Source organism: Salinilacustrithrix flava (genome assembly GCF_041228405.1).
In the GTDB taxonomy this organism is placed as follows: domain Bacteria; phylum Actinomycetota; class Acidimicrobiia; order Acidimicrobiales; family Salinilacustritrichaceae; genus Salinilacustrithrix; species Salinilacustrithrix flava.
The window spans coordinates 1,463,367-1,481,786 of record NZ_CP133888.1; the positions used below are offsets into that span (position 1 = coordinate 1,463,367).

Consider the following 18,420-nt stretch of genomic DNA (forward strand, 5'->3'; position numbering starts at 1 on the left):
AGCGCAGCACCACCCGCCCGATCGACGCCCCGCCTTCACCGGCGGGGCGTCGTCGCGTTCGGGGTCAGGCGTCCCAGTCGGTGTCCTCGGCGGCGTAGACCCCGAGCAGGTCGCGGGCCGACACGATGCCGGCCAGGCCGTTGGGGTTGGCGACGAGGACGTGGCGCACGTACCGGTCGAACATCTCGTTGGCGACGGTGGGGACGGTGGAGTCCTCCTGGCACCAGACCAGCTCGCGGCTGGCGATCTCGCCGGCGGTGACCTTCGTGGGGTCGTCGCCGCGGGCGACGACGCGGACCACGTCGCGCTCGGAGACCACGCCCTCGACCTTGGAGGGGTCGCCGACGGCGACGATGGAGATCCCGGAATCGTCGAGCACTCGGGCCACCGCATCGATCGTGGTGTCTGCGGTGACGGTGATCAGCTCGTCGCCGATGAGCGACGAGACGGGGAGGGAGGCGATGGCTTGGCTCATGTCGCGATCCTGTCGCGCCGGCCCCGACGTCGGCAGGGTCGGGAGTCACACCCCCCGGGGATCCCGTGGTGGCAGGCCGGTGGCGGGGCGCCGATACCCTGCGGTGATGCCGAAGCTGAACCCACGATGGCTGGTGATCGGCACCCTGATCGTGGTCGTGGGCACCGTGGTCTCCGACGTGAGCGTGTTCTCGCTCATCGTCGCGGTCGCCGCCGGCGCCCTCATCTTCAAGGTCGGCTTCGCCATCCTCGGCGGCATGGCTCAGCCCATCCCGGAGCCGCCACCGGCCGGCGAGCTGCGCAAGGTCAAGATCGAGTACCGCTGCACCATCTGCGGCACCGAGATCCGCATGACGGTGGCCAACGACGAGATGCCGGACCCGCCCCGGCACTGCCTCGAGGACATGGACCTGGTCACGCCCGTCGAGTGAGCAGGCGCGCGACAGCGCTGTGGATAACCCCGGTTGCCTGGGGAAACGGCTCGCGTCAGGCTGTGGACAACCGGTGGATGACCGGCACGTCGCGCGTCAGTGGAACTGCGTGGCGGTGACGATGCCGCCGAGCACCAGGGCCAGGCCGAGCAGCAGGTAGAGGTTGTCGGTGGCGCCGGGCAGCAGGCCCAGGTAGTTGAGGAAGATCACCAGTGCGCCCAGGCCGAGCAGGGTGAACATGAGCACCGGCACCCACGTGGGGCTGACCTTGAACTCCTGGGGGATCGGGGCGGTGTAGCGGCCCGAGGTGCTCTCGCGGACGTCGCTGGCCGCGTGACCCTTGGAGATGGCGTGCCGCGCGCCGGAGCCGCTGCCCCCCTTGGGGGTCGTGCGACCGCCGTCGCCCTTTTTCTTGCGATCCTGTCGTGCCACCTCGGCCACGGTAGTCCGCCACCGTCCTGGGTACGGTCTCGCCGGTGATCGAGCAGTCCTCCGAACGCGTCCTCGCCGCGGTCGACATCGGCACCAACTCGGTGCACATGGTCATCGCCAGGGTCGGCCCCGACGGCCGCATGGAGATCCTCGAGCGCGAGAAGGAGATGGTCCGCCTCGGCCGGTCGGCGGGGGACATGAAGGAGCTGGCGCCCGACGCCATCGACCGCGGCGTCGCGGCCCTCAAGCGCTGCCGAAGCGTGGCCGACGCCCACGGCGCCGAGCTCGCGGCCGTGGCCACCTCGGCGGTGCGCGAGGCCGAGAACCGGAGTGACTTCCTCGACCGGGCCTGGGACGAGGCCGGCGTGTCCGTCGAGGTCATCTCCGGGTTCGAGGAGGCTCGCCTCATCCACCTCGGCGTGCTGCAGTCCCTGCCGCTGTTCGACGACCGGGTGCTGCTGTGCGACATCGGCGGCGGCTCGACCGAGGTGCTGCTCGGCATGCAGGGCGACGTGCTCGCCAGCCGCAGCTTCCGCCTCGGCGCGATCCGGATCACCGAGCGCTTCCTCGCCAAGGACACGGTGAAGCCCAAGCACGTGGAGCGCAGCCGGCACCACGCCGAGACCATCCTCACCGCCTTCGGCACCGAGGTCGTGGAAGCCGGCTACGACACCGTGGTCGGGGCGTCGGGCACGATCGAGACGGTCGTCGCCATGGCCCTCGCGGCGCGGGGCGAGGACAGCGCGCTGCGGACGTTGAACGGCCAGCGGATCACCGCGGCCGAGGTCACCGACGTCGTCGAGCTGCTGGCGTCGACGCCGGATCCCGAGGAGCGGGCGGGCCTTCCCGGCATGGACGCCAAGCGGGCCGACATCCTGCTCGGCGGCGCGGTGATCCTCGAGCAGTTCGTGCGCTGCTTCGGGGTGGAGGAGCTCGTCTTCTCCGACTACGCGCTGCGCGAGGGCGTGCTGCTCGACCAGGCCCGACGCCGCTCGGGTGCGACCCTCCACCACCTGCAGGACCTGCGCCGCCGGTCGGTGCTGCACCTGATGGAGCTCACCGACGAGCACCCCGAGCACTCCGAGGAGATCGCCCGCCACGCCCTGCTCCTGTTCGACGAGCTCCAGGAGCTGCTCGAGCTGGGTGACGAGGCCAGGCCGCTGCTCGAGGCCGCGGCCCTGCTGTGCAACGTCGGGGCCTTCATCTCCCACTCCGGGCACCACAAGCACAGCTACTACGTGATCCGGAACAGCGAGCACCTGGCCGGGTTCACCGACCGCGAGATCGAGCTCATCGCCCAGGTCGCCCGCTACCACCGCAAGTCCGCGCCCAAGTCCAAGCACGAGGAGTGGCGGTCGCTGCGCCGCTCCGACCGGGAGCTGGTCGTGCGCCTGGCGGCGGTGCTCCGCGCCGCGATCGGCCTCGACCGCTCCCACCGGGCCCGCGTGTCGGACGCGTCGGTGACGTGGGACGACGACACCGTCGTGATCCACCTGCACCCCGCCGGCGAGGCGAGCATCGACCTGGAGCTGCACGCGGCCGAGCAGCGCGTCGGGCTGCTGGAGGACGTGACCGGCCGCACCGTCGAGGTGCGGGTGGCTTGAGAGGTTCGCAAGTGCGTCACGCTGCGTTGTGGTCGGGATTGGCGGCTCCGCCGCCACAGGGCCCGTCACATGGGTCGCCTCGCCTTCGGCTTGGCTCCTACAGCGCGAGCTGCACCGCGCTGCCGTCGTCGACGGCGTCGGACAGGGCGGCGTCGGCGGCCATGAACAGGCCGTCGGGATCACCGGCGTTGGTCGGGTAGCTGGCGAGACCGGCGGCGAGGTCGACCGGCACGACGGCGCCGCCGGCGAAGCGGAACTCGCCGGTGAGCTCGGCGACCATGTCGCGCAGGGTCGTGTACGCGCTGCGGGGCCCGACGCCGGGCAGCACCACGGCCACCTCGTCTCGCCGGGTGGACCCGAGCACGGCGGTGTCGGGCAGCAGCGGGCGGGCCCGCTCGACCAGCGTGCGCAGGAGGTGGTCGAACCCCTCGCCGCCGACCTCGTGCAGGACCTCGTCGAGGGACCGCAACCGGACGATGGCCAGCGACAGCTTGCCGTCGGTGCCCGCGGCACGGGCCAGGCCGATCTCGTCGGCCAGGCGGGCCTCCAGGTACTCCTGGGTGAGCAGCTCGCGCCGGACGTCTCGTCCTCGCCCTTCGAGCTCCTGGGCCCGCTCGATGCGCTCGAGCACGAGGTCGGCGAGCACGTTGGTGTTGAACGGCTTGGGCACGAACGCGTCGAGGCCGGTGGGGGTGCGCAGCCCGGGCAGGGACGTGCTGTGGGCCGAGACCATGATCACCGGGGTGAACGCCCACCGCTCGTCGGCCCGCATGCGCCGGTAGGCCTCGACCCCGGAGAACCCCCGGAGGCGGACATCGAGCAGCACCAGGTCGGGTTCGCCCTCGTCCAGGGACCGCATGACCTCGGCGGGGTCGGTGGGGTCGAGGTGCACGAAGTCGTAGCCGGCGGCGCGGAAGTAGGCGCGGAGGAAGGCGGCGATGTCGGGCTCGTCTTCGACGCAGAGCACCCGCCGGGTCGCAGCGAGGCGCCGGGCAACCGGCCCGAGCTTGGGTTCATCGGCCATGAGTGCCTCTAGCATCCCATCCGTGGGCGCCCGCGTGCTGGTCATCGACAACTACGACTCGTTCGTGTTCAACCTCGTCCAGTACCTGGGCGAGCTGGGTGCGGAGCCCATCGTGCGGCGCAACGACGAGATCGACCTGGACGGCGTCGCTGCCCTCGATCCCGACGCCATCCTCATCTCCCCCGGACCGGGCACGCCCCACGACGCGGGCATCTCCTGCGAGCTGATCCGCGAGTGGGCCGGCCGCCGGCCGATCCTGGGCGTGTGCCTCGGCCACCAGGCCATCGGTGAGGTGTTCGGCGGCGACGTGGTGCGGGCCGAGCAGGTCATGCACGGCAAGACCTCACCGGTCCACCACGCCGGCGAGGGCGTCTTCGCCGGTCTGCCCGAGCCCTTCGAGGCCACCCGCTACCACTCGCTGGTCGTCGATCCCGCGACGCTCCCCGACGTGCTCGAGGTGACGGCCTGGACCGACCCGGAGGCCGGCGCCGGCACGGTGATCATGGGCCTGCGCCACCGCGAGCACGACGTGGAAGGGGTGCAGTTCCACCCCGAGTCGATCCTCACCGGGACGGGCCACCAGATCCTGCAGCGCTTCCTCGACCGCGTGGCGCCGGCAGCGACCGCGGCTGGCTAGTCGCTCGGTTCGGTCGTCGTCGTGGTCGTGGTGGGCGGCAGGAGCTCGGCCCGGCCGACGGTGATGGAGACGGTGGAGCCGACGTCGGCGCGCTGACCGCCCGCCGGTGACTGGGCCAGGACCCGACCATCATCGGGGCTGCCAGGAGGCAGCACCTGCTCGGTCACCGCGATCTGGAAGCCGGCGAGGTCGAGCTCCTGGCGTGCCGTCTCCTCGGTCTTCTCGACCACGTTGGGCACGATGACCTGCTCGGGACCGGCCGAGACCACCAGCGTCACGGTCTCGCCGACCTCGAGCACCGTGCCGGCACCCGGATTGGTGCGGATGACGGTGCCCTCGGGCACGGACGTGGAGTTCTCCAGTGCCTGGGCGACCTCGAATCCCTGCTGGACCAGGATGCCCTCGGCTTCGGCGGCGGTCCGACCGGCCAGGTCGTCGGGGACGGCTCGCTCCTCGGCGCCCTGGGAGATCTGCAGCGTGATGGTGGCCGACAGCGGGGCTTCCTCGCCCGCCTCGGGGTTCTGGGCGACGACCTCGCCGGCCTCGACCTCGGGGTCGAAGACGAGCTCGGGACGGATGTCGCGGAACCCCTCGTCCCCGAGCACAGATCGGGCATCGGCCTCGCTGAGGCCGACGACGTCGGGGATCTCGACGCGCTGCTCCCCGCTCGACACGGTGAGGGTGACCTCGCTGCCCGACTCGGCCTCGGTGCCGGCCTCGGGGTCCTGGGCGCTGACCTCGCCGTCCTCGAAGTCGGGGTTCTCCTCGAACTCGGTGCTGACCGTGAAGCCCTCGGCCTCCAGCGTGGCCCGGGCCTCGTCCTCGGTCTGGCCGACGACGTTGGGGACGGCCACGAGGGTGACCGGTTCGTCGTCGCCGGAGTCGAACACGCCGAGGGTCTGGGCGAGCAGGAACAGCACGCCGGCCATGACGGCCAGCAGCAGGAGCATGACCGCGATGAAGGCCCCGTTGCGCCTCGGCGGCTCGACGTAGTCGTCCCCGTAGTAGTCGTCCTCGTCGGCGTACGCGGCGTAGGACGAGGTGGCGGCGGGTGCGGCGGCGGTGACCGGGATGGCCTGCGTCGCGTCGGGCGGCGGCGCGACGACGGTGGTCGGGGGTGTCGCCACCGAGATCTGGTTGCCCTCGCGGTAGCGGCGCAGGTCGGCGCGCAGGTCCTCGGCCGAGGGGTACCGGGCCTGGGGCGTCTTGGCCAGGCACTTGAGGATGATCGCCTCGAGCGTGGGATCGAGGTCGGCGTTGATCTGGCGGGGCGGGGTCGGCTGCTCCTGCACGTGCTGGTACGCCACGGCGAGCGGGTCCTCGCCCCGGTACGGCGGGCGGCCGCAGACCATCTCGTAGAGCACGACGCCGAGGCTGTAGACGTCGGAGCGGGGGTCGACCGGTCGGCCCTGGGCCTGCTCGGGCGAGAAGTAGGTGGCGGTGCCCATGACCTGGCCGGCCTGGGTGAGGTCCTCGTCCTGGCCGGCGGCGATGGCGCGTGCGATGCCGAAGTCGGTGACCTTGACCTGCCCGTCGGTGGACAGCAGCACGTTGCCCGGCTTGACGTCGCGGTGGACGACGCCGTTCTTGTGGGCGAAGCCGAGGGCGGCGGCCATGTCGATGCCGATGTCGGCGGCACGCGCCGGCAGCAGCGAGCCCTCCTGGCGCAGCACGTCGGCGAGGCTCCGGCCGGCGACGTACTCCATCACGATGAAGTAGGTGCCGCCCTCCTCGCCCCAGTCGTAGACGCCAACGATGTTGGGGTGGTTCAGGTTGGCCGAGTCCTGGGCCTCCCGCCGGAACCGCTGCACGAAGGTGGGGTCGGCGGCGTACTGGGGGAACAGGACCTTGACGGCGACCGGGCGGTCGAGCAGCTGGTCCCGCGCGAGGTAGACGTCGGCCATCCCTCCCCGGGCGAGGCGGCGGTGCAGCTCGTAGCGGCCCCCGTAGACGACTGGTCCCTGGTCAGACATGGCCCGGCGCACTCTACGACAGGGGCCCGCGGCGTTTGGCTACGCGCCGCCACCCTGCGCGGCCAGCACGGTCTCCATGACGGCCTTGGCGATCGGGGCCGCCACCTGCCCGCCGGTCTGCTCCGACGCGCCGGGCTGGCCCTCGACGATGACGGCCACCGCCACCGACGGCGGCTGCCCGGGGAGGCCGGCGAAGCCGATGATCCAGGCGTGGGACCGGGGCGGATCGGTGCCGAGCTGGGCGGTGCCGGTCTTGCCGCCGACCTCGAAGCCGGGGATGGCCAGGTTGCGGGCGGTGCCCCGCTCGGCGACCTCCACCATGGCCTGGCGCAGGACGGCGGCGTGCTCGGCGGACACGGCGCGCCGCCACTGGGTGGGCTCGGGCTCGTCGACGACCGAGTTGTCGTCGTCGCGGATGTCGGCGACGGTGCGAGGGGTCATGATCCGGCCCTCGTTGGCCACCGCTGCCGCCACCATCGCCATCTGCAGCGGCGTGGCCGACACGTCGTTCTGGCCGATGCCGGCCTGGGCCAGCGCCGGCAGGTTCTGCTCGAAGTCGGTGGGGAACACCGACTGCGCCGGGGCCGGCAGGTCGATGGGCGGGGCGGCGTTGAACCCGAAGGACTCGGCCGTGCCCACCATCTGGTCCTCGCCGAGGTCGACGGCCATCTGGGCGAAGGCGGTGTTGCACGACACGCGCAGGATGTCGAAGAGGTCCCCGCCGCACGACGAGCCACCGAAGTTCCGCAGCGGGCGGTTGGTCTGGGGCGGCGTGTACTCGCGGGCCACGGGGTACACGGGCTGGTCGGCGGTGATCTCCCCGGAGGCGAGCCCGGCGGCGGCGGTGACGACCTTGAACGTGGACCCGGGGAAGAAGCGCTCGCGGTAGGTCTTGGCCAGCAGGGGGTCGCGCTCGTCGGCCTGGAACAGGGCGAAGGCGTCGTTGGCGGCGCTGAAGTCCTGGGTGGCGAGCGCGTTGGGGTCGAACGAGGGCCAGGACCACATGGCGAGCAGCTCGCCCGAGCGGGGGTCCAGGGCCACGACCGACCCCTGCCGCTCGCCCAGCAGGTCCTTGGCCACGCGCTGCACGTCGGCCCGCAGCGTGAGGCGGACGTCGCCGACGCGGTCGCGGTCGACGAAGAGGTCGTCGAGGCTGCGGAAGGACAGGTCGATGGTGCGACCGGCCAGCTCGGCGTTGTAGCTGTCCTCCACGCCCGTCGCCCCGAGGTTGAGGGAGAAGTAGCCGACGGTGTGGGCGAACAGGTCACCCTCGGGGTACGTGCGGGCGAACTCGAAGCGGGACCCCTCGGGGGTGGGCTCGGAGCGGGCGACGATGACCTCGTCGGCCGTGACGATGGTGCCTCGGGGTGCGTCGAAGTCCCGCAGGATCGACCGGTTGTTCACCGGGTTGTCCTTCAGCTCCTGCGCGCCGAAGACCGTGACCCGGTTGAGCTGCACGAACAGCACGAGGAAGCACGCCAGCAGGCCGACGCCGAGCTTGGCGATCTGGTTGCTCATGCGCCCGCCCTCGCCGGGGCGCGGGCCGCCACGCTGTTGTCCGAGATCCGCAGCAGGAGCGCGAGCAGGACGTAGTTCATGACCAGGCTCGAGCCGCCGTAGCTGACGAAGGGGAGGGTGACGCCGGTGAGCGGGAGGGTCCGGGTGATGCCGCCGATGATGATGAAGGTCTGGACGCCGAGCAGCGTGGTGAGGCCGCTGGCGAGCAGCGTGTCGAACGCGGACTCGGCCCGGAGGGCGACGCGCAGGCCGGCACCCACCATCAGCAGGTAGGCGCACAGCACCGCGGTGGCGCCGATGAGGCCCAGCTCCTCGCCGATGGCGGCGAAGATGAAGTCGGTCTCGACCTCGGGGATGCGGGTGGGCGTACCGAGGGCGATGCCGGTGCCGGCGATGCCGCCGTCGGCCAGGGCGAAGGACGCCTCCACGATCTGGTAGCCCTCGTCGTCGGCGACCGGCCACGGATCGAGCCAGACCGCGACCCGGTCCTGCACGTGGGAGAACTGGGTGTAGGCGAAGGTGGCACCGGCGAGGAAGAGCGTGCCGCCGAGGGTGAGGTAGGTGACCCGCCCGGTGGCGACCCACAGCATGACCACGAACAGCACGAAGAACAGGAGCGAGGAGCCCAGGTCCTTCTGCAGGGTCATGACCCCGAGGGACACGCCCCAGGCGAGCAGGATCGGTCCGAGGTGCTTCGGGTCGGGCAGGTGGAGCGGGCCGAGCCGGAACGTCGACAGCGCCAGCAGCTCGCGGCGCTCGACGAGGTAGCCGGCGAAGAAGAGGGCCAGCACGATCTTGGCCGCCTCACCGGGCTGGAAGTTCGCCGGCCCGATCGAGATCCAGATGCGGCTGCCGTTGATCGTGCGGCCGATGACGGGCAGCAGCGGCAGGAGGAGCAGTCCGAGGCCGATGGCGGCGAAGGTGTAGCGGTACCGCTCGAGGCTGCGGCTGCGCCGGACGAACAGCAGCGTGGCGATGAACGCGCCGATGCCCACGGCGGTCCACATCGCCTGCAGCCCGGCCAGGCGGCCGCCATCGGCCTGGGCCTCGTCGAGGCGGACGATGAAGACGTAGCCGATGCCGTTCAGCAGGGCGGCCAGGGGCAGCAGGATGCCGTCGGCGTCGGGGGCGAGGCGACGGACCGCCAGGTGGGCGGTGACGAGCAGGCCGAGCACGATGCCGAGGAACGGCACGAGGTTGGCCGGGATCTCGGCGTCGCGGCCCAGGCCGGCGAGCGCGTAGGCGCCGGCCGTGATCAGGGCGCCCACGACGATCAAGCCGAGCTCGGTGCGTCGGCGGAGCAGGATCACCCCCCGCCCACCCCGGTCGTGGTGGTGGTCGGTTCGGTGGAGGTGGTGGTCGTCGGTCGGGTCGTCGTCGTCGTGACCGACGGGCGGGTGTCCTCGATGCGGTCCTCGAGGTTGGTGACGTAGCGGCGGGCCCGCTGCAGCGTCGGCTGGCTCACGCCGGCCTCCAGGTCGTCGAGGACGGCGGCGGGCACGTCGTCGACATCGATCCCGGTGTCCTCGACCGGGTTCGGGTCGAACCACAGGAAGCCGCCGGGGCGTCCCTCGAAGATGACCACCCGATCGTCCTCCAGGCCGACGTGGTAGGTGTCCTGCACGTAGCGGTAGGCGAGGAAGGCGCCGCCTCCGACCAGCCCGAGCACGACGAAGACGAAGGCCAGCGAGCGCACGGTGATGGCGCGGGGTGCCTTCCCCGGTGGCACCTCGTCGCGGCGAGGTGGCTCGTCCGCGGCGGAGCCGGTGCCCGCGCGCTGGAGGTGGGCTCGGTCGTCGGGCACCGCCAGCAGGGACTGGGTGTCCTGGTCGGGGTCGTGGGAGAAGTCGTCGTCGTCGGGGAGCGACTCGCGCCGGGCATCGGACGCCCCGGTGGGGCCCATGCCGTCGTCGACGATGTCCACCACGATGAGGGTGATGTTGTCCCGCCCGCCGGCGGCGTTGGCCTGGCGCACCAGCTCCTGGGCCGCGGCCTCGGGCTCGTCGATGCTGCGCAGCACCGCGGCGATCTCGTCCTCGGTCACCTCGTCGGTGAGGCCGTCCGAGCAGAGCAGGTAGCGGTCGCCGGTGCGGGGCAGGATCTGGAACTCGTCGACGTCGACGTAGCGCTCGATGCCCACGGCGCGGGTGACGATGTTCTTCTGAGGGTGGATGCGGGCCTCGTCCGCGGTGAGGCGTCCCTCCCGGAACAGCTCGCCGACCAGGCTGTGGTCGTCGCTGACCTGGTCGAGGTTGCCGCCGGAGAGGCGGTAGGCCCGGCTGTCGCCGACGTTGACGATGGCCACGCGGGTCTCGTCGTCCTCCTCGACGATGCCGATGGCGACCACGGTGGTGCCCATGCCGGCCAGCTTCGGGTCGTGCTCGCTCTGGGCCCAGACCCGGTCGTTGGCCGCCTGGACGGCCGTGACCAGGTCGAGCACCCGCCACGGCCCGGACCCCTCACCTTCGAGCTCGGCCCCCATGGTCTCCACGGCGAGGCGGGAGGCGACCTCCCCGCCGGCGTGGCCGCCCATGCCATCGGCGACCACGAACAGGCCCGTGCCGACGAAGAGCGAGTCCTGGTTGACCTCGCGCACCTGGCCGACGTCGGACGCGCCGCCCCAGCGCAGCCGCACGCCCGCCGCCGAGGTGCTGCCTTCCGGATCGCTCACGAGACCTCCATGATCGTGGAGCCGATCTGGATCTGGTCGCCGTGGCTCACCACCATCGGTGCCGAGACCTTCCTGCGGTTGAGGTAGGTGCCGTTGGTGGAGCCGAGGTCCTCGACGTAGAGCTGGTCGTCGCGCATGAACACCCGCGCGTGGACCTGGGACGCGTAGGTGTCGTCGAGGGTGATCTGGCAGCCGGCCGCCCGTCCGACCGTGAGCTCGTCACCCAGCGGGTAGGTGGTGCCGGCCAGCTCGGCGGGCTCGATGACCTTGAGCCGGGGCGGGGTGCGCTCCCGGGCCCGGGTCCGGCGGGGCGCTCGCCCGGCACCGCTCGACCTGCCCCCGCCTCGTCCGCCCCGTCCGGTGCGCCCGGAGGCGGTGCCCGGGGAGGTCTGGCGGGCGAGGTGGACCTCGGCCCAGACGGCGCGCAGCACCCGGAAGAAGAACAGGTAGAGCAGGATCAGCAGGCAGATCTTGAGGACGTTGAGCAGCGGCTCGGGCACGTCAGCTGGCCTCGAACCGGAACGACGTCGAGCCGAAGGTCAGCTCGTCACCGTCCTGCAGGATCCGCTCGCTCACCTTGATGCCGTTGACCTTGGAGCCGTTGGTGGAGCCGAGGTCGGCCAGCACGAACCCGTTCCCCGACGGGCGGATCTCGGCGTGCTGGCGCGAGACGTTGGGGTCCTCGAGCACGAGGACGCTCTCGGGGAGGCGACCGATGGTGACGATGGTGTCGCCGAGCACGAACCGCTCGCCCGAGGGCAGCACGATGGATCCGGCCCCGGCTCCGCCGTCGCCCTCCCGCAGGCGGGCCTCGACCGAGAACGCGCCGACCCGCATCTTGGGGTCCACGTGGAACAGGATCTCCACCGGCCCCATGAAGGTGTAGTGCTCCTCGCGGGCGTGCTCGCGGGCGAGGTCGGCCAGCTCGCGCTGCATCGTGTCGGTGACCTCGGCGAACTCGTCCGCGTCCTGCTGGGACAGGTTCACCGTGAAGTGGTTGGCCACGACCGTGCCGCCCCGGACCCCGACGGAGCGGGTGTCGTCCATCTCGCGGGTGAGGCGACGGCCGATCTCGATCGGGCGCAGCCCGGACTTGAACGCCCGGGAGAACGCGCCCTCCACGATGCGCTCGAGGCGCCGTTCGAAGTTCCGCAAGACCATCGGGCGGGAGGCTACCTGCACCGCTGGCCCACCTGACCGGTCCGTCCCGTCCGGTCGGCTGGGGCCCCGGGACGAGGTCGCGGTATGGTGTCGCCTCCCACTCGGGCGAGTGGGACGCACACGTCGGAGTGGCGGAATTGGCAGACGCGCTGGCTTCAGGTGCCAGTGCCCGCAAGGGCGTGGGGGTTCAAGTCCCCCCTCCGACACCAACCAACCACCTTCACTGGTCCGGATGTGACCAGATCCGGTGGCTTCCCGATCGGCGGATGACGGGCTCGATGGCTACGCCGCCGGCAGGGAACGGATGGCGCCGGCGAGGGTCGCCAGCTCGGTGGCGTCGTGCACGCCGGCGGCCAGCGCGACCAGCAGCGGCAGCTTGCTGAGGCGCAGGTCGTACCCGCAGAGCTGCTCGGTGCGCTCGTCGACGGCCAGAGGGAGGTCGCCGCCGTGTTCCTCGACCAACGTGGCGAGGGCGGCTCGCTCCGCCCGGATGAGGGCGAGGCGCATCTGCTCGATGGAGCCGTAGGGCCACAGCACGGACGAGGCAGAGATTCCGGCGCAGGACGCGATGGCCCGGACCGTGGGCCAGGTGGAGTGGGTGCACCACAGCAGCGCGGCGGCGCACAGGCCGTCCTGCAACGAGGGCGGGTCGGCGACGACCAGCTCGGGGTCGACCGGGAACAGGGCAGCGGCTTCGAAGCCGTCGAACAGGGGGGTGAGGGTTGCGGACATGGGTCCTCCGTCGGAGCGAACCGGAGGGGGAAGTGGCGTCGACGCTACGCAAGGCCGCTGACACGAACGCTCGCTGAGGGTCGGTGCTAGGAACGGCGGCGTGGACGACCACGGCGACGTCGGTGCCGACGACCATGCGGCGCTGACCTACGGCAGCTACCTGGCCCTCGACGAGGTCCTCGGCGCGCAGCGGCCCCGCTCCGACGAGCACGACGAGCTGCTCTTCATCGTCATCCACCAGGTGTACGAGCTGTGGTTCAAGCAGCTCCTCCACGAGCTGGCCCACCTGCAGTCCCTGCTGGAGGCCGGCGACACGCCCCACGCCATCCGCACGCTGCGGCGCATCCTCACGATCCTGAAGGTGGCCGTCGCCCAGATCGACGTGCTCGAGACGATGTCGCCCCGGGAGTTCTCGAGCTTCCGCGATCGGCTCGACGCGGCCAGCGGGTTCCAGTCCGCCCAGTTCCGGGAGCTCGAGGCCGTGCTGGGCCGCCGGGACCCGGCCGTGTTCCGGCACTACCCCGAGGGCAGCAGCGCCCGGGCCACCATCGAAGCGGCCATGGGCCGGCCGTCGCTGTTCGACTCCTACCTCACCTACCTCGGGCGGCTGGGCTTCACCGTGGCCGACGACGTCGAGGACGTGCTGCTCGCCGTCTACGCGGACGACGGTGGGCCGGCCCAGATCGCCGAGCACCTCGTCGACCTCGACGAGGGCTTGCAGGAGTGGCGGTACCGGCACGTGAAGATGGTCGAGCGCACCATCGGCACCAAGGCCGGCACCGGCGGTTCGGCCGGCGCCGAGTACCTGCGCACCACGCTGTCGACCACGGCGTTCCCGGCGCTGTGGGCCGTGCGGAGCCGGCTGTGACCGTGACCCTCGACGGCCTGCGCCGGTCGCCCAACGCCCTCGCACCCCACTACTCGCGCTTCGACGTCGGTGGCGACCGCATCCTGCTGTCGGGCCACTCCCACCAGGCCTGGCCCGACGTGGCCGAGGACGGGCTGCTCGAGTGCTTCGCCGATGCCGCCGCGGCGGTGGACGGCAAGTGGGCGCTCGCCGAGGCCAAGGTGGATCAGGTGCGCGACGGCTACCGCCGGTTCCTCGGGGACCCCGGAGGCGAGGTCGCCCTCGGGCTCAACACCCACGACCTCATCGTCAAGCTGCTGTCGTGCCTCGACCTCCGCCGGCGGCCCCGCGTCGTCACGACCGAGGGCGAGTTCCACTCCCTGCGCCGCCAGCTCGACCGGTTGGCCGAGGAGGGCCTCGAGGTCGTCCGGGTCCCGGTGGAGCCGGTGGACACCCTGGCCGAGCGGCTCGCTGCTGAGGTCGACGACCGGACCGCGATGGTCGGGGTGTCCGCGGTGCTGTTCATGACCGCGCAGATCGTGCCCGGGCTGGTCGCGGTGGCCGAGGCCTGCGAGCGCCACGGTGCCGACCTGCTCGTCGACGCCTACCACGCCCTCGGCACGGTCGTCTTCGACGTGCACGAGCTCGGGCTCGAGTCCGCCTGGGTCACCGGCGGCGGCTACAAGTACCTGCAGCTGGGGGAGGGCAACGCCTTCCTGCGCATCCCGCCCCACCGCCACGACGTGCGCCCGGCCATCACCGGGTGGTTCGCCGAGTTCGACCTGCTCACCACGGTGCGGGACGAGCCGCACCACGTCGCCTACGGCTCACCGGCGAGCCGCTTCGCCAGCGGCACCTACGACCCGGCCAGCGCCTACCGCGGCGCCCGGGTCTTCGGGTTCCTCGCCGACCAGGGCCTCACGCCGGAGCTCCTGCACGAGTCGTACCAGCACCAGCTGGGCGTGCTGGCGGCGGCCTTCGACGCCCTGGATCTGCCCTCCGACGTGATCGACCGGGACCGCACCGCCCCGATCGAGGGCCTCGGTGGCTTCCTGTCCCTCGTCGCGCCGCACGCCGGCGAGGTGCGGGCCGGGCTCACCGAGCGGGGCGTGCTCACCGACAGCCGGGGCGACCGCCTGCGGGTCGGGCCGGCGCCGTACCTCTCCGACCGCCAGCTCGAGGCCGGCATGGCCGTGATCGGCGAGGTCGCCACCGAGCTCGTCGGGCCCGAGTCGACGGCTGCCCGCCGGCGCTGATTCAGCGCAGGTCGAGGCAGGGGGTGGCAGTGCAGCTCGATCGCGCCTGCTCCGCTCGTTGCAGCCGCTGACCGGCCCGGTGGATGCCGTCGCCGACGGCCACGAGCAGGGTGCCGACGCCGGTGGACCAGCGGACGGCCGGGGAGCCGGCGAGGCGCCGCTGCTCGGCTTCGTGGCGGCGGCTGTCGATCTCGATCCTCGACAGGATCTCGCTCTGGAACGGGTGCATCTCCGTCTCCTCTCTCGGGAACATCACGAGCGTCGCGTGGTACAGTCACGGAATCAACTGATTCACGGAAATGCGGATTAGATGGCCGTCACCTTGAAGTTCCCGAGCGATCGGGCCAGAGATCTCATCGGGTTCGCCTGGTCACCGCTGTTCGAGGCGGTGCTGTCGATGCGGGCGGTCGCCCAGCCCAAGCGCACGCCCATGCACCTGCCCTGGGTCCGCCGCTGCCGGGACCTGCCCGACGACCTGCAGGACGAGATCCGGCTGCTCGTGCGGCCCTTCGACCGCTTCGTACCCGGCATCTTCGAGGTCGGCCTGCGGGGCGACAGCCCCACGTTCTGCGACGAGCTCGACGCCTTCGAGGCGCTCGACGACGATCTCGTGGCCTACGAGCTCTCGTTGCCCTTCGGCGGCATCGACTGCATCGACCACGACCAGCTGTGCGTCGACGACGTGCACGACCCCTCCTACCGCGACCGCGTCCTCGCCGCGGGCGACGCGGCCGGCCGGGGCGAGCTCGTCCGTTCGATCTTCGACGACCCGTCGGGCATGCGGAAGCGGTACTCGCGCATGCTCGAGCGGTACTGGGACGAGGCGTTCGAGGCCGAGTGGAACCGTCTGCTGCCCCGCATCGAGGCGGAGGTGACGACGGGTGCCCGCGCGCTGGTCACGGCCGGGGCTCCCGGGCTCGTGGCTGCGCTGCTCCCCGAGGGCCGGTGGGACGCGGCCACGACGTCGATCATCATCGACAAGGAGTGGGACGGTGAGTGCGACATCGCCGAGCGCGGCGGCCTGCTGTTCGTGCCCACGGTGTTCGGCTGGCCCTGCGTGCTGATCGACCTCACCGCACCCTGGCCGGCGTCGGTGTTCTTCCCGCTGCGCGACATGCGCACGCCCGAGGTGCCCCACGCCACCGACCACGAGGTCGTCGCCGGCTTCAGCGCCCTCGGCGACGAGACCCGGCTCCAGATCGCCCGCATGGTGGCCGAGAGCCCCCGCTCCACCAAGGAGCTCGCCGAGCTGCTCAGCCTCTCGGACTCGGCCATCTCCCGGCACCTCAAGATCCTCGATGCCGCCGGCATCGTGTCCGGGCGGCGCGACGGCTACTACGTGCTCTACCGGCTCGAACCCGAGCGTCTCGACATCCTCGGCCGGGCGCTGCGCAGCACGCTCGGTCTCCTCCAGGCTGCCTCGGGCGACGTGCCCGCCCTCCCGGTCGAGGTCCCCCGCGCCCGCTGAGGGCTGCGGTCTCAGCTGACGCGGCTCGCCGCGACCGCCGCGTGCAGGATCTCGAGACCGGCCTCGAGGTCGTGGCGCTCGATCACCAGCGGCGGCAGCAGCTTCACCACGCTCCCGGTGGGTCCCGAGGTCTCGAGCACCAGGCCCCGCTCGAACGCGGCCGCGGTCACGCGGGTGGCGAGGTCGGCCTCGGTGAGCTCGATGCCGTGGACCAGCCCGCGACCGCGGACGCCGGCGGTGACGGCCGGGTGGTTCGCGGCGAGCTTGGTGAGGCTCTCGCCGACCACGTCTGCCAGCTCGTCGACGTGTCGGGTGAGCCGGTCGTCCTGCCAGAACTCGTCGATGGCCACCGCGCCGGTCACGAAGGCGAGGTTGTTCCCGCGGAAGGTGCCGTTGTGCTCGCCGGGGTCCCAGACGTCGAGCTCGTCCCGGAACAGCGTCACCGAGAGCGGCTGGCCGAACCCGCTCAGCGACTTGGAGAGGGTGACGATGTCCGGGTGCAGCCCGGCCCGCTCGAAGCTGAAGAACGGCCCGGTCCGACCGTTGCCCACCTGGATGTCGTCGACGATGAACAGGACGTCCCACCGGCGGGCCAGGTCCTCGAGTCGCTGCAGCCACTCGAAGCCGGCCACGTTGATGCCGCCCTCACCCTGGACCGTCTCGACGATGATCGCGGCCGGCACGTCGATGCCGCTCGACTGGTCGCCGAGGAGGCGCTCGATGTGGTCGATCGTGTCGACGTCGGGTCCGAAGTAGCCGTCGTAGGGCATCGACGACGCGTGCGCCAGCGGGATGCCGGCGCCGGCGCGCTTGAAGGTCGATCCGGTCACTGCCAGCGCGCCGAGCGTCATGCCATGGAAGGCGTTGGTGAACGACATCACCAGCTCTCGCCCGGTGACCTTGCGGGCCAGCTTCAGCGCGGCCTCGACCGCGTTGGTGCCCGTGGGGCCGGGGAACTGCACGCGGAAGTCGCCCATCCCCCGCGGTTCGAGGATCACGTCGTGGAAGCGCTCGAGGAACCGCTCCTTCGACGTGGTCGCCATGTCGAGGGAGTGGGCGATGCCGTCGGCCTCCACGTAGTCGATCAGCGCCCGCTTCATCGCCGGGTGGTTGTGCCCGTAGTTGAGGACCCCGGCACCGGCGAAGAAGTCGAGGTACTCCCGCCCGTCCCGGTCGACGAGCAGGCAGCCGCGGGCCCGCTCGAACACGGTGGGGAAGGAGCGGATGTAGCTGCGCACCTCGGACTCGTAGCGCTCGAACACCTGCATGACCGGACCTCCAGTCGACCGTCGTCCGTGCCGGATCGTCCCTCCGTCCGGTCCGCTCGGGAAGAGGCCTTGGTCCCGACCGTCCGGTCGGCCCTCCGGGGGCCGCCCGATCTCGTTACCGTCCGGGCCCATGGCCTGGGAGCACGAGGTGGTCGCCTTCAACACAGCGACCGAGTCCACCAACCGCATGCACGACGACGCCGTCGCTGCCACGTTCGGGTTCCGGGGCGGGCTCGTGCCCGGCGTCGACGTGTGGGCGTACCTCACCCGTCCCTGCATCGACCGGTGGGGAGCGGAGTTCCTCGAGGCCGGGACCATGGCCGCCCGCTTCGTGCTCCCGGTCTACGACGGCGAGAGGGTCCTGTGCCGATTGGGCGACGAGGGCGAGCTCACCGTCACCGGCCCGGACGGGACGGTTCGGGCGCAGGGTCGGGCCAGGGTCGGCGACCTCCCGTCCGTCCGTGAGGTGGCGACGGCGGACGTGCCCGATCCGGTCCCGCCGGTCGAGGCTGACCTGCTCGCACCGGGCACGGTGCTCGGCACCCTCACCTTCCACCACCGGGCCGGTCCGGCGGCGCAGTACCTCGCCGACGTCCGGGAGGACAGCGACATCTACGAGGGCGGCGCCATCGCCCATCCCGGGTTCCTCGCCCGCCAGGCCAACTACGTGCTGTCGAGCAGCGTGCGCCTCGGCCCCTGGATCCACGTCAGCACCCGCGCCCACCACCGGGGCATCGTCCGCGACGGCGAGCTGGTCGAGGTGCGCGGGGTGGTCACCGACGAGCGGGAGCACAAGGGCCACCGGTTCGTGGACCTCGACGTCGAGATCACCGCCGACGGCCGCCCGGTCTGGAGCGCCGCCCACACCGCGATCTGGCGCCCCCGCCGGGACCGCGCCTGAGGTGCGCGCTCGTGCGGGGTGGA

Annotated in this window: 19 protein-coding genes and 1 tRNA gene; 8 read left to right on the plus strand and 12 right to left on the minus strand. The window is 71.8% G+C overall.

Annotated features, from left to right (window positions below; all coding sequences use genetic code 11):
• Positions 1 to 64 precede the first annotated feature (64 nt).
• On the minus strand, positions 65 to 475 hold the full coding sequence (locus tag RGQ06_RS07225) for a CBS domain-containing protein (RefSeq protein ID WP_432427242.1): 411 nt from the start codon (positions 473 to 475) through the stop codon (positions 65 to 67).
• Between the two features lie 106 nt (positions 476 to 581).
• Here RGQ06_RS07225 and RGQ06_RS07230 point away from each other — a divergent pair, with 106 nt between their 5' ends.
• The gene (locus RGQ06_RS07230) at positions 582 to 905 is read left to right on the plus strand and encodes a hypothetical protein (RefSeq protein WP_432427241.1); all 324 of its coding nucleotides are present in this window, start codon (positions 582 to 584) and stop codon (positions 903 to 905) included.
• 96 nt (positions 906 to 1,001) lie between these two features.
• Here the strand turns inward: RGQ06_RS07230 and RGQ06_RS07235 are convergent, their stop codons facing one another.
• A complete protein-coding gene (locus RGQ06_RS07235) occupies positions 1,002 to 1,337 on the minus strand; it encodes a hypothetical protein (protein ID WP_432427240.1) in 336 nt (111 codons plus the stop codon).
• Positions 1,338 to 1,381: 44 nt separating this feature from the next.
• Between RGQ06_RS07235 and RGQ06_RS07240 the strand changes: the two genes are divergently transcribed.
• Positions 1,382 to 2,941 carry a Ppx/GppA phosphatase family protein gene (locus RGQ06_RS07240; RefSeq protein WP_432427239.1) on the plus strand — a complete coding sequence of 520 codons (1,560 nt, stop codon included), beginning with the start codon at positions 1,382 to 1,384 and terminating at the stop codon, positions 2,939 to 2,941.
• A gap of 97 nt (positions 2,942 to 3,038) precedes the next feature.
• On the opposite strand, the gene RGQ06_RS07245 is transcribed toward RGQ06_RS07240, so the two are convergent.
• Positions 3,039 to 3,965 carry a response regulator gene (locus RGQ06_RS07245; RefSeq protein WP_432427238.1) on the minus strand — a complete coding sequence of 309 codons (927 nt, stop codon included), beginning with the start codon at positions 3,963 to 3,965 and terminating at the stop codon, positions 3,039 to 3,041.
• Positions 3,966 to 3,987: 22 nt separating this feature from the next.
• Here RGQ06_RS07245 and RGQ06_RS07250 point away from each other — a divergent pair, with 22 nt between their 5' ends.
• Entirely contained in the window at positions 3,988 to 4,602 is a 615-nt protein-coding gene (locus RGQ06_RS07250; protein ID WP_432427237.1) for an anthranilate synthase component II, read from the plus strand.
• Here RGQ06_RS07250 and pknB read toward each other — a convergent pair.
• Genes pknB through RGQ06_RS07280 form a run of 6 tightly spaced genes read right to left on the minus strand, consistent with a single transcriptional unit; the run spans position 4,599 to position 11,925 of the window.
• Positions 4,599 to 6,575, minus strand: a complete 1,977-nt coding sequence (pknB, locus tag RGQ06_RS07255; protein WP_432427236.1) for a Stk1 family PASTA domain-containing Ser/Thr kinase — start codon at positions 6,573 to 6,575, stop codon at positions 4,599 to 4,601. The two genes, RGQ06_RS07250 and pknB, sit on opposite strands and share 4 nt — an antisense overlap.
• A 39-nt stretch (positions 6,576 to 6,614) precedes the next feature.
• The gene (locus tag RGQ06_RS07260; RefSeq protein ID WP_432427235.1) at positions 6,615 to 8,093 is read right to left on the minus strand and encodes a peptidoglycan D,D-transpeptidase FtsI family protein; all 1,479 of its coding nucleotides are present in this window, start codon (positions 8,091 to 8,093) and stop codon (positions 6,615 to 6,617) included.
• Positions 8,090 to 9,403, minus strand: a complete 1,314-nt coding sequence (locus RGQ06_RS07265) for an FtsW/RodA/SpoVE family cell cycle protein (RefSeq protein ID WP_432427234.1) — start codon at positions 9,401 to 9,403, stop codon at positions 8,090 to 8,092. The genes RGQ06_RS07260 and RGQ06_RS07265 overlap by 4 nt, the downstream gene beginning before the upstream one ends.
• Positions 9,400 to 10,764, minus strand: coding sequence for a Stp1/IreP family PP2C-type Ser/Thr phosphatase (locus RGQ06_RS07270; protein WP_432427233.1), 1,365 nt, complete (start codon positions 10,762 to 10,764; stop codon positions 9,400 to 9,402). Before RGQ06_RS07270 ends, RGQ06_RS07265 begins: the two co-directional genes overlap by 4 nt.
• Complete coding sequence (locus tag RGQ06_RS07275; protein ID WP_432427232.1) at positions 10,761 to 11,264, minus strand: FHA domain-containing protein FhaB/FipA; 504 nt, start codon at positions 11,262 to 11,264, stop codon at positions 10,761 to 10,763. Before RGQ06_RS07275 ends, RGQ06_RS07270 begins: the two co-directional genes overlap by 4 nt.
• Before the next feature lies 1 nt (position 11,265).
• On the minus strand, positions 11,266 to 11,925 hold the full coding sequence (locus tag RGQ06_RS07280) for an FhaA domain-containing protein (protein WP_432427231.1): 660 nt from the start codon (positions 11,923 to 11,925) through the stop codon (positions 11,266 to 11,268).
• Between the two features lie 122 nt (positions 11,926 to 12,047).
• Here RGQ06_RS07280 and RGQ06_RS07285 point away from each other — a divergent pair.
• Positions 12,048 to 12,134 (plus strand) — tRNA-Leu (locus tag RGQ06_RS07285).
• Positions 12,135 to 12,207: 73 nt separating this feature from the next.
• On the opposite strand, the gene RGQ06_RS07290 is transcribed toward RGQ06_RS07285, so the two are convergent.
• A complete protein-coding gene (locus RGQ06_RS07290; RefSeq protein WP_432427230.1) occupies positions 12,208 to 12,657 on the minus strand; it encodes a hypothetical protein in 450 nt (149 codons plus the stop codon).
• A gap of 100 nt (positions 12,658 to 12,757) precedes the next feature.
• Between RGQ06_RS07290 and RGQ06_RS07295 the strand changes: the two genes are divergently transcribed.
• Together RGQ06_RS07295 and RGQ06_RS07300 are read left to right on the plus strand one after the other, a co-directional pair.
• Entirely contained in the window at positions 12,758 to 13,525 is a 768-nt protein-coding gene (locus tag RGQ06_RS07295; RefSeq protein WP_432427229.1) for a tryptophan 2,3-dioxygenase, read from the plus strand.
• Positions 13,522 to 14,760 carry an aminotransferase class V-fold PLP-dependent enzyme gene (locus tag RGQ06_RS07300; RefSeq protein WP_432427228.1) on the plus strand — a complete coding sequence of 413 codons (1,239 nt, stop codon included), beginning with the start codon at positions 13,522 to 13,524 and terminating at the stop codon, positions 14,758 to 14,760. The genes RGQ06_RS07295 and RGQ06_RS07300 overlap by 4 nt, the downstream gene beginning before the upstream one ends.
• Position 14,761: 1 nt before the next feature.
• On the opposite strand, the gene RGQ06_RS07305 is transcribed toward RGQ06_RS07300, so the two are convergent.
• Positions 14,762 to 14,989, minus strand: a complete 228-nt coding sequence (locus RGQ06_RS07305) for a hypothetical protein (RefSeq protein ID WP_432427227.1) — start codon at positions 14,987 to 14,989, stop codon at positions 14,762 to 14,764.
• Positions 14,990 to 15,070: 81 nt separating this feature from the next.
• Between RGQ06_RS07305 and RGQ06_RS07310 the strand changes: the two genes are divergently transcribed.
• Positions 15,071 to 16,228 carry a DUF5937 family protein gene (locus tag RGQ06_RS07310; RefSeq protein WP_432427226.1) on the plus strand — a complete coding sequence of 386 codons (1,158 nt, stop codon included), beginning with the start codon at positions 15,071 to 15,073 and terminating at the stop codon, positions 16,226 to 16,228.
• 11 nt (positions 16,229 to 16,239) lie between these two features.
• Here the strand turns inward: RGQ06_RS07310 and ectB are convergent, their stop codons facing one another.
• Entirely contained in the window at positions 16,240 to 17,496 is a 1,257-nt protein-coding gene (ectB, locus tag RGQ06_RS07315) for a diaminobutyrate--2-oxoglutarate transaminase (protein WP_432427225.1), read from the minus strand.
• A 130-nt stretch (positions 17,497 to 17,626) separates the two neighbouring features.
• Here ectB and RGQ06_RS07320 point away from each other — a divergent pair, with 130 nt between their 5' ends.
• On the plus strand, positions 17,627 to 18,397 hold the full coding sequence (locus RGQ06_RS07320) for a hypothetical protein (protein WP_432427224.1): 771 nt from the start codon (positions 17,627 to 17,629) through the stop codon (positions 18,395 to 18,397).
• Positions 18,398 to 18,420 lie beyond the last annotated feature (23 nt).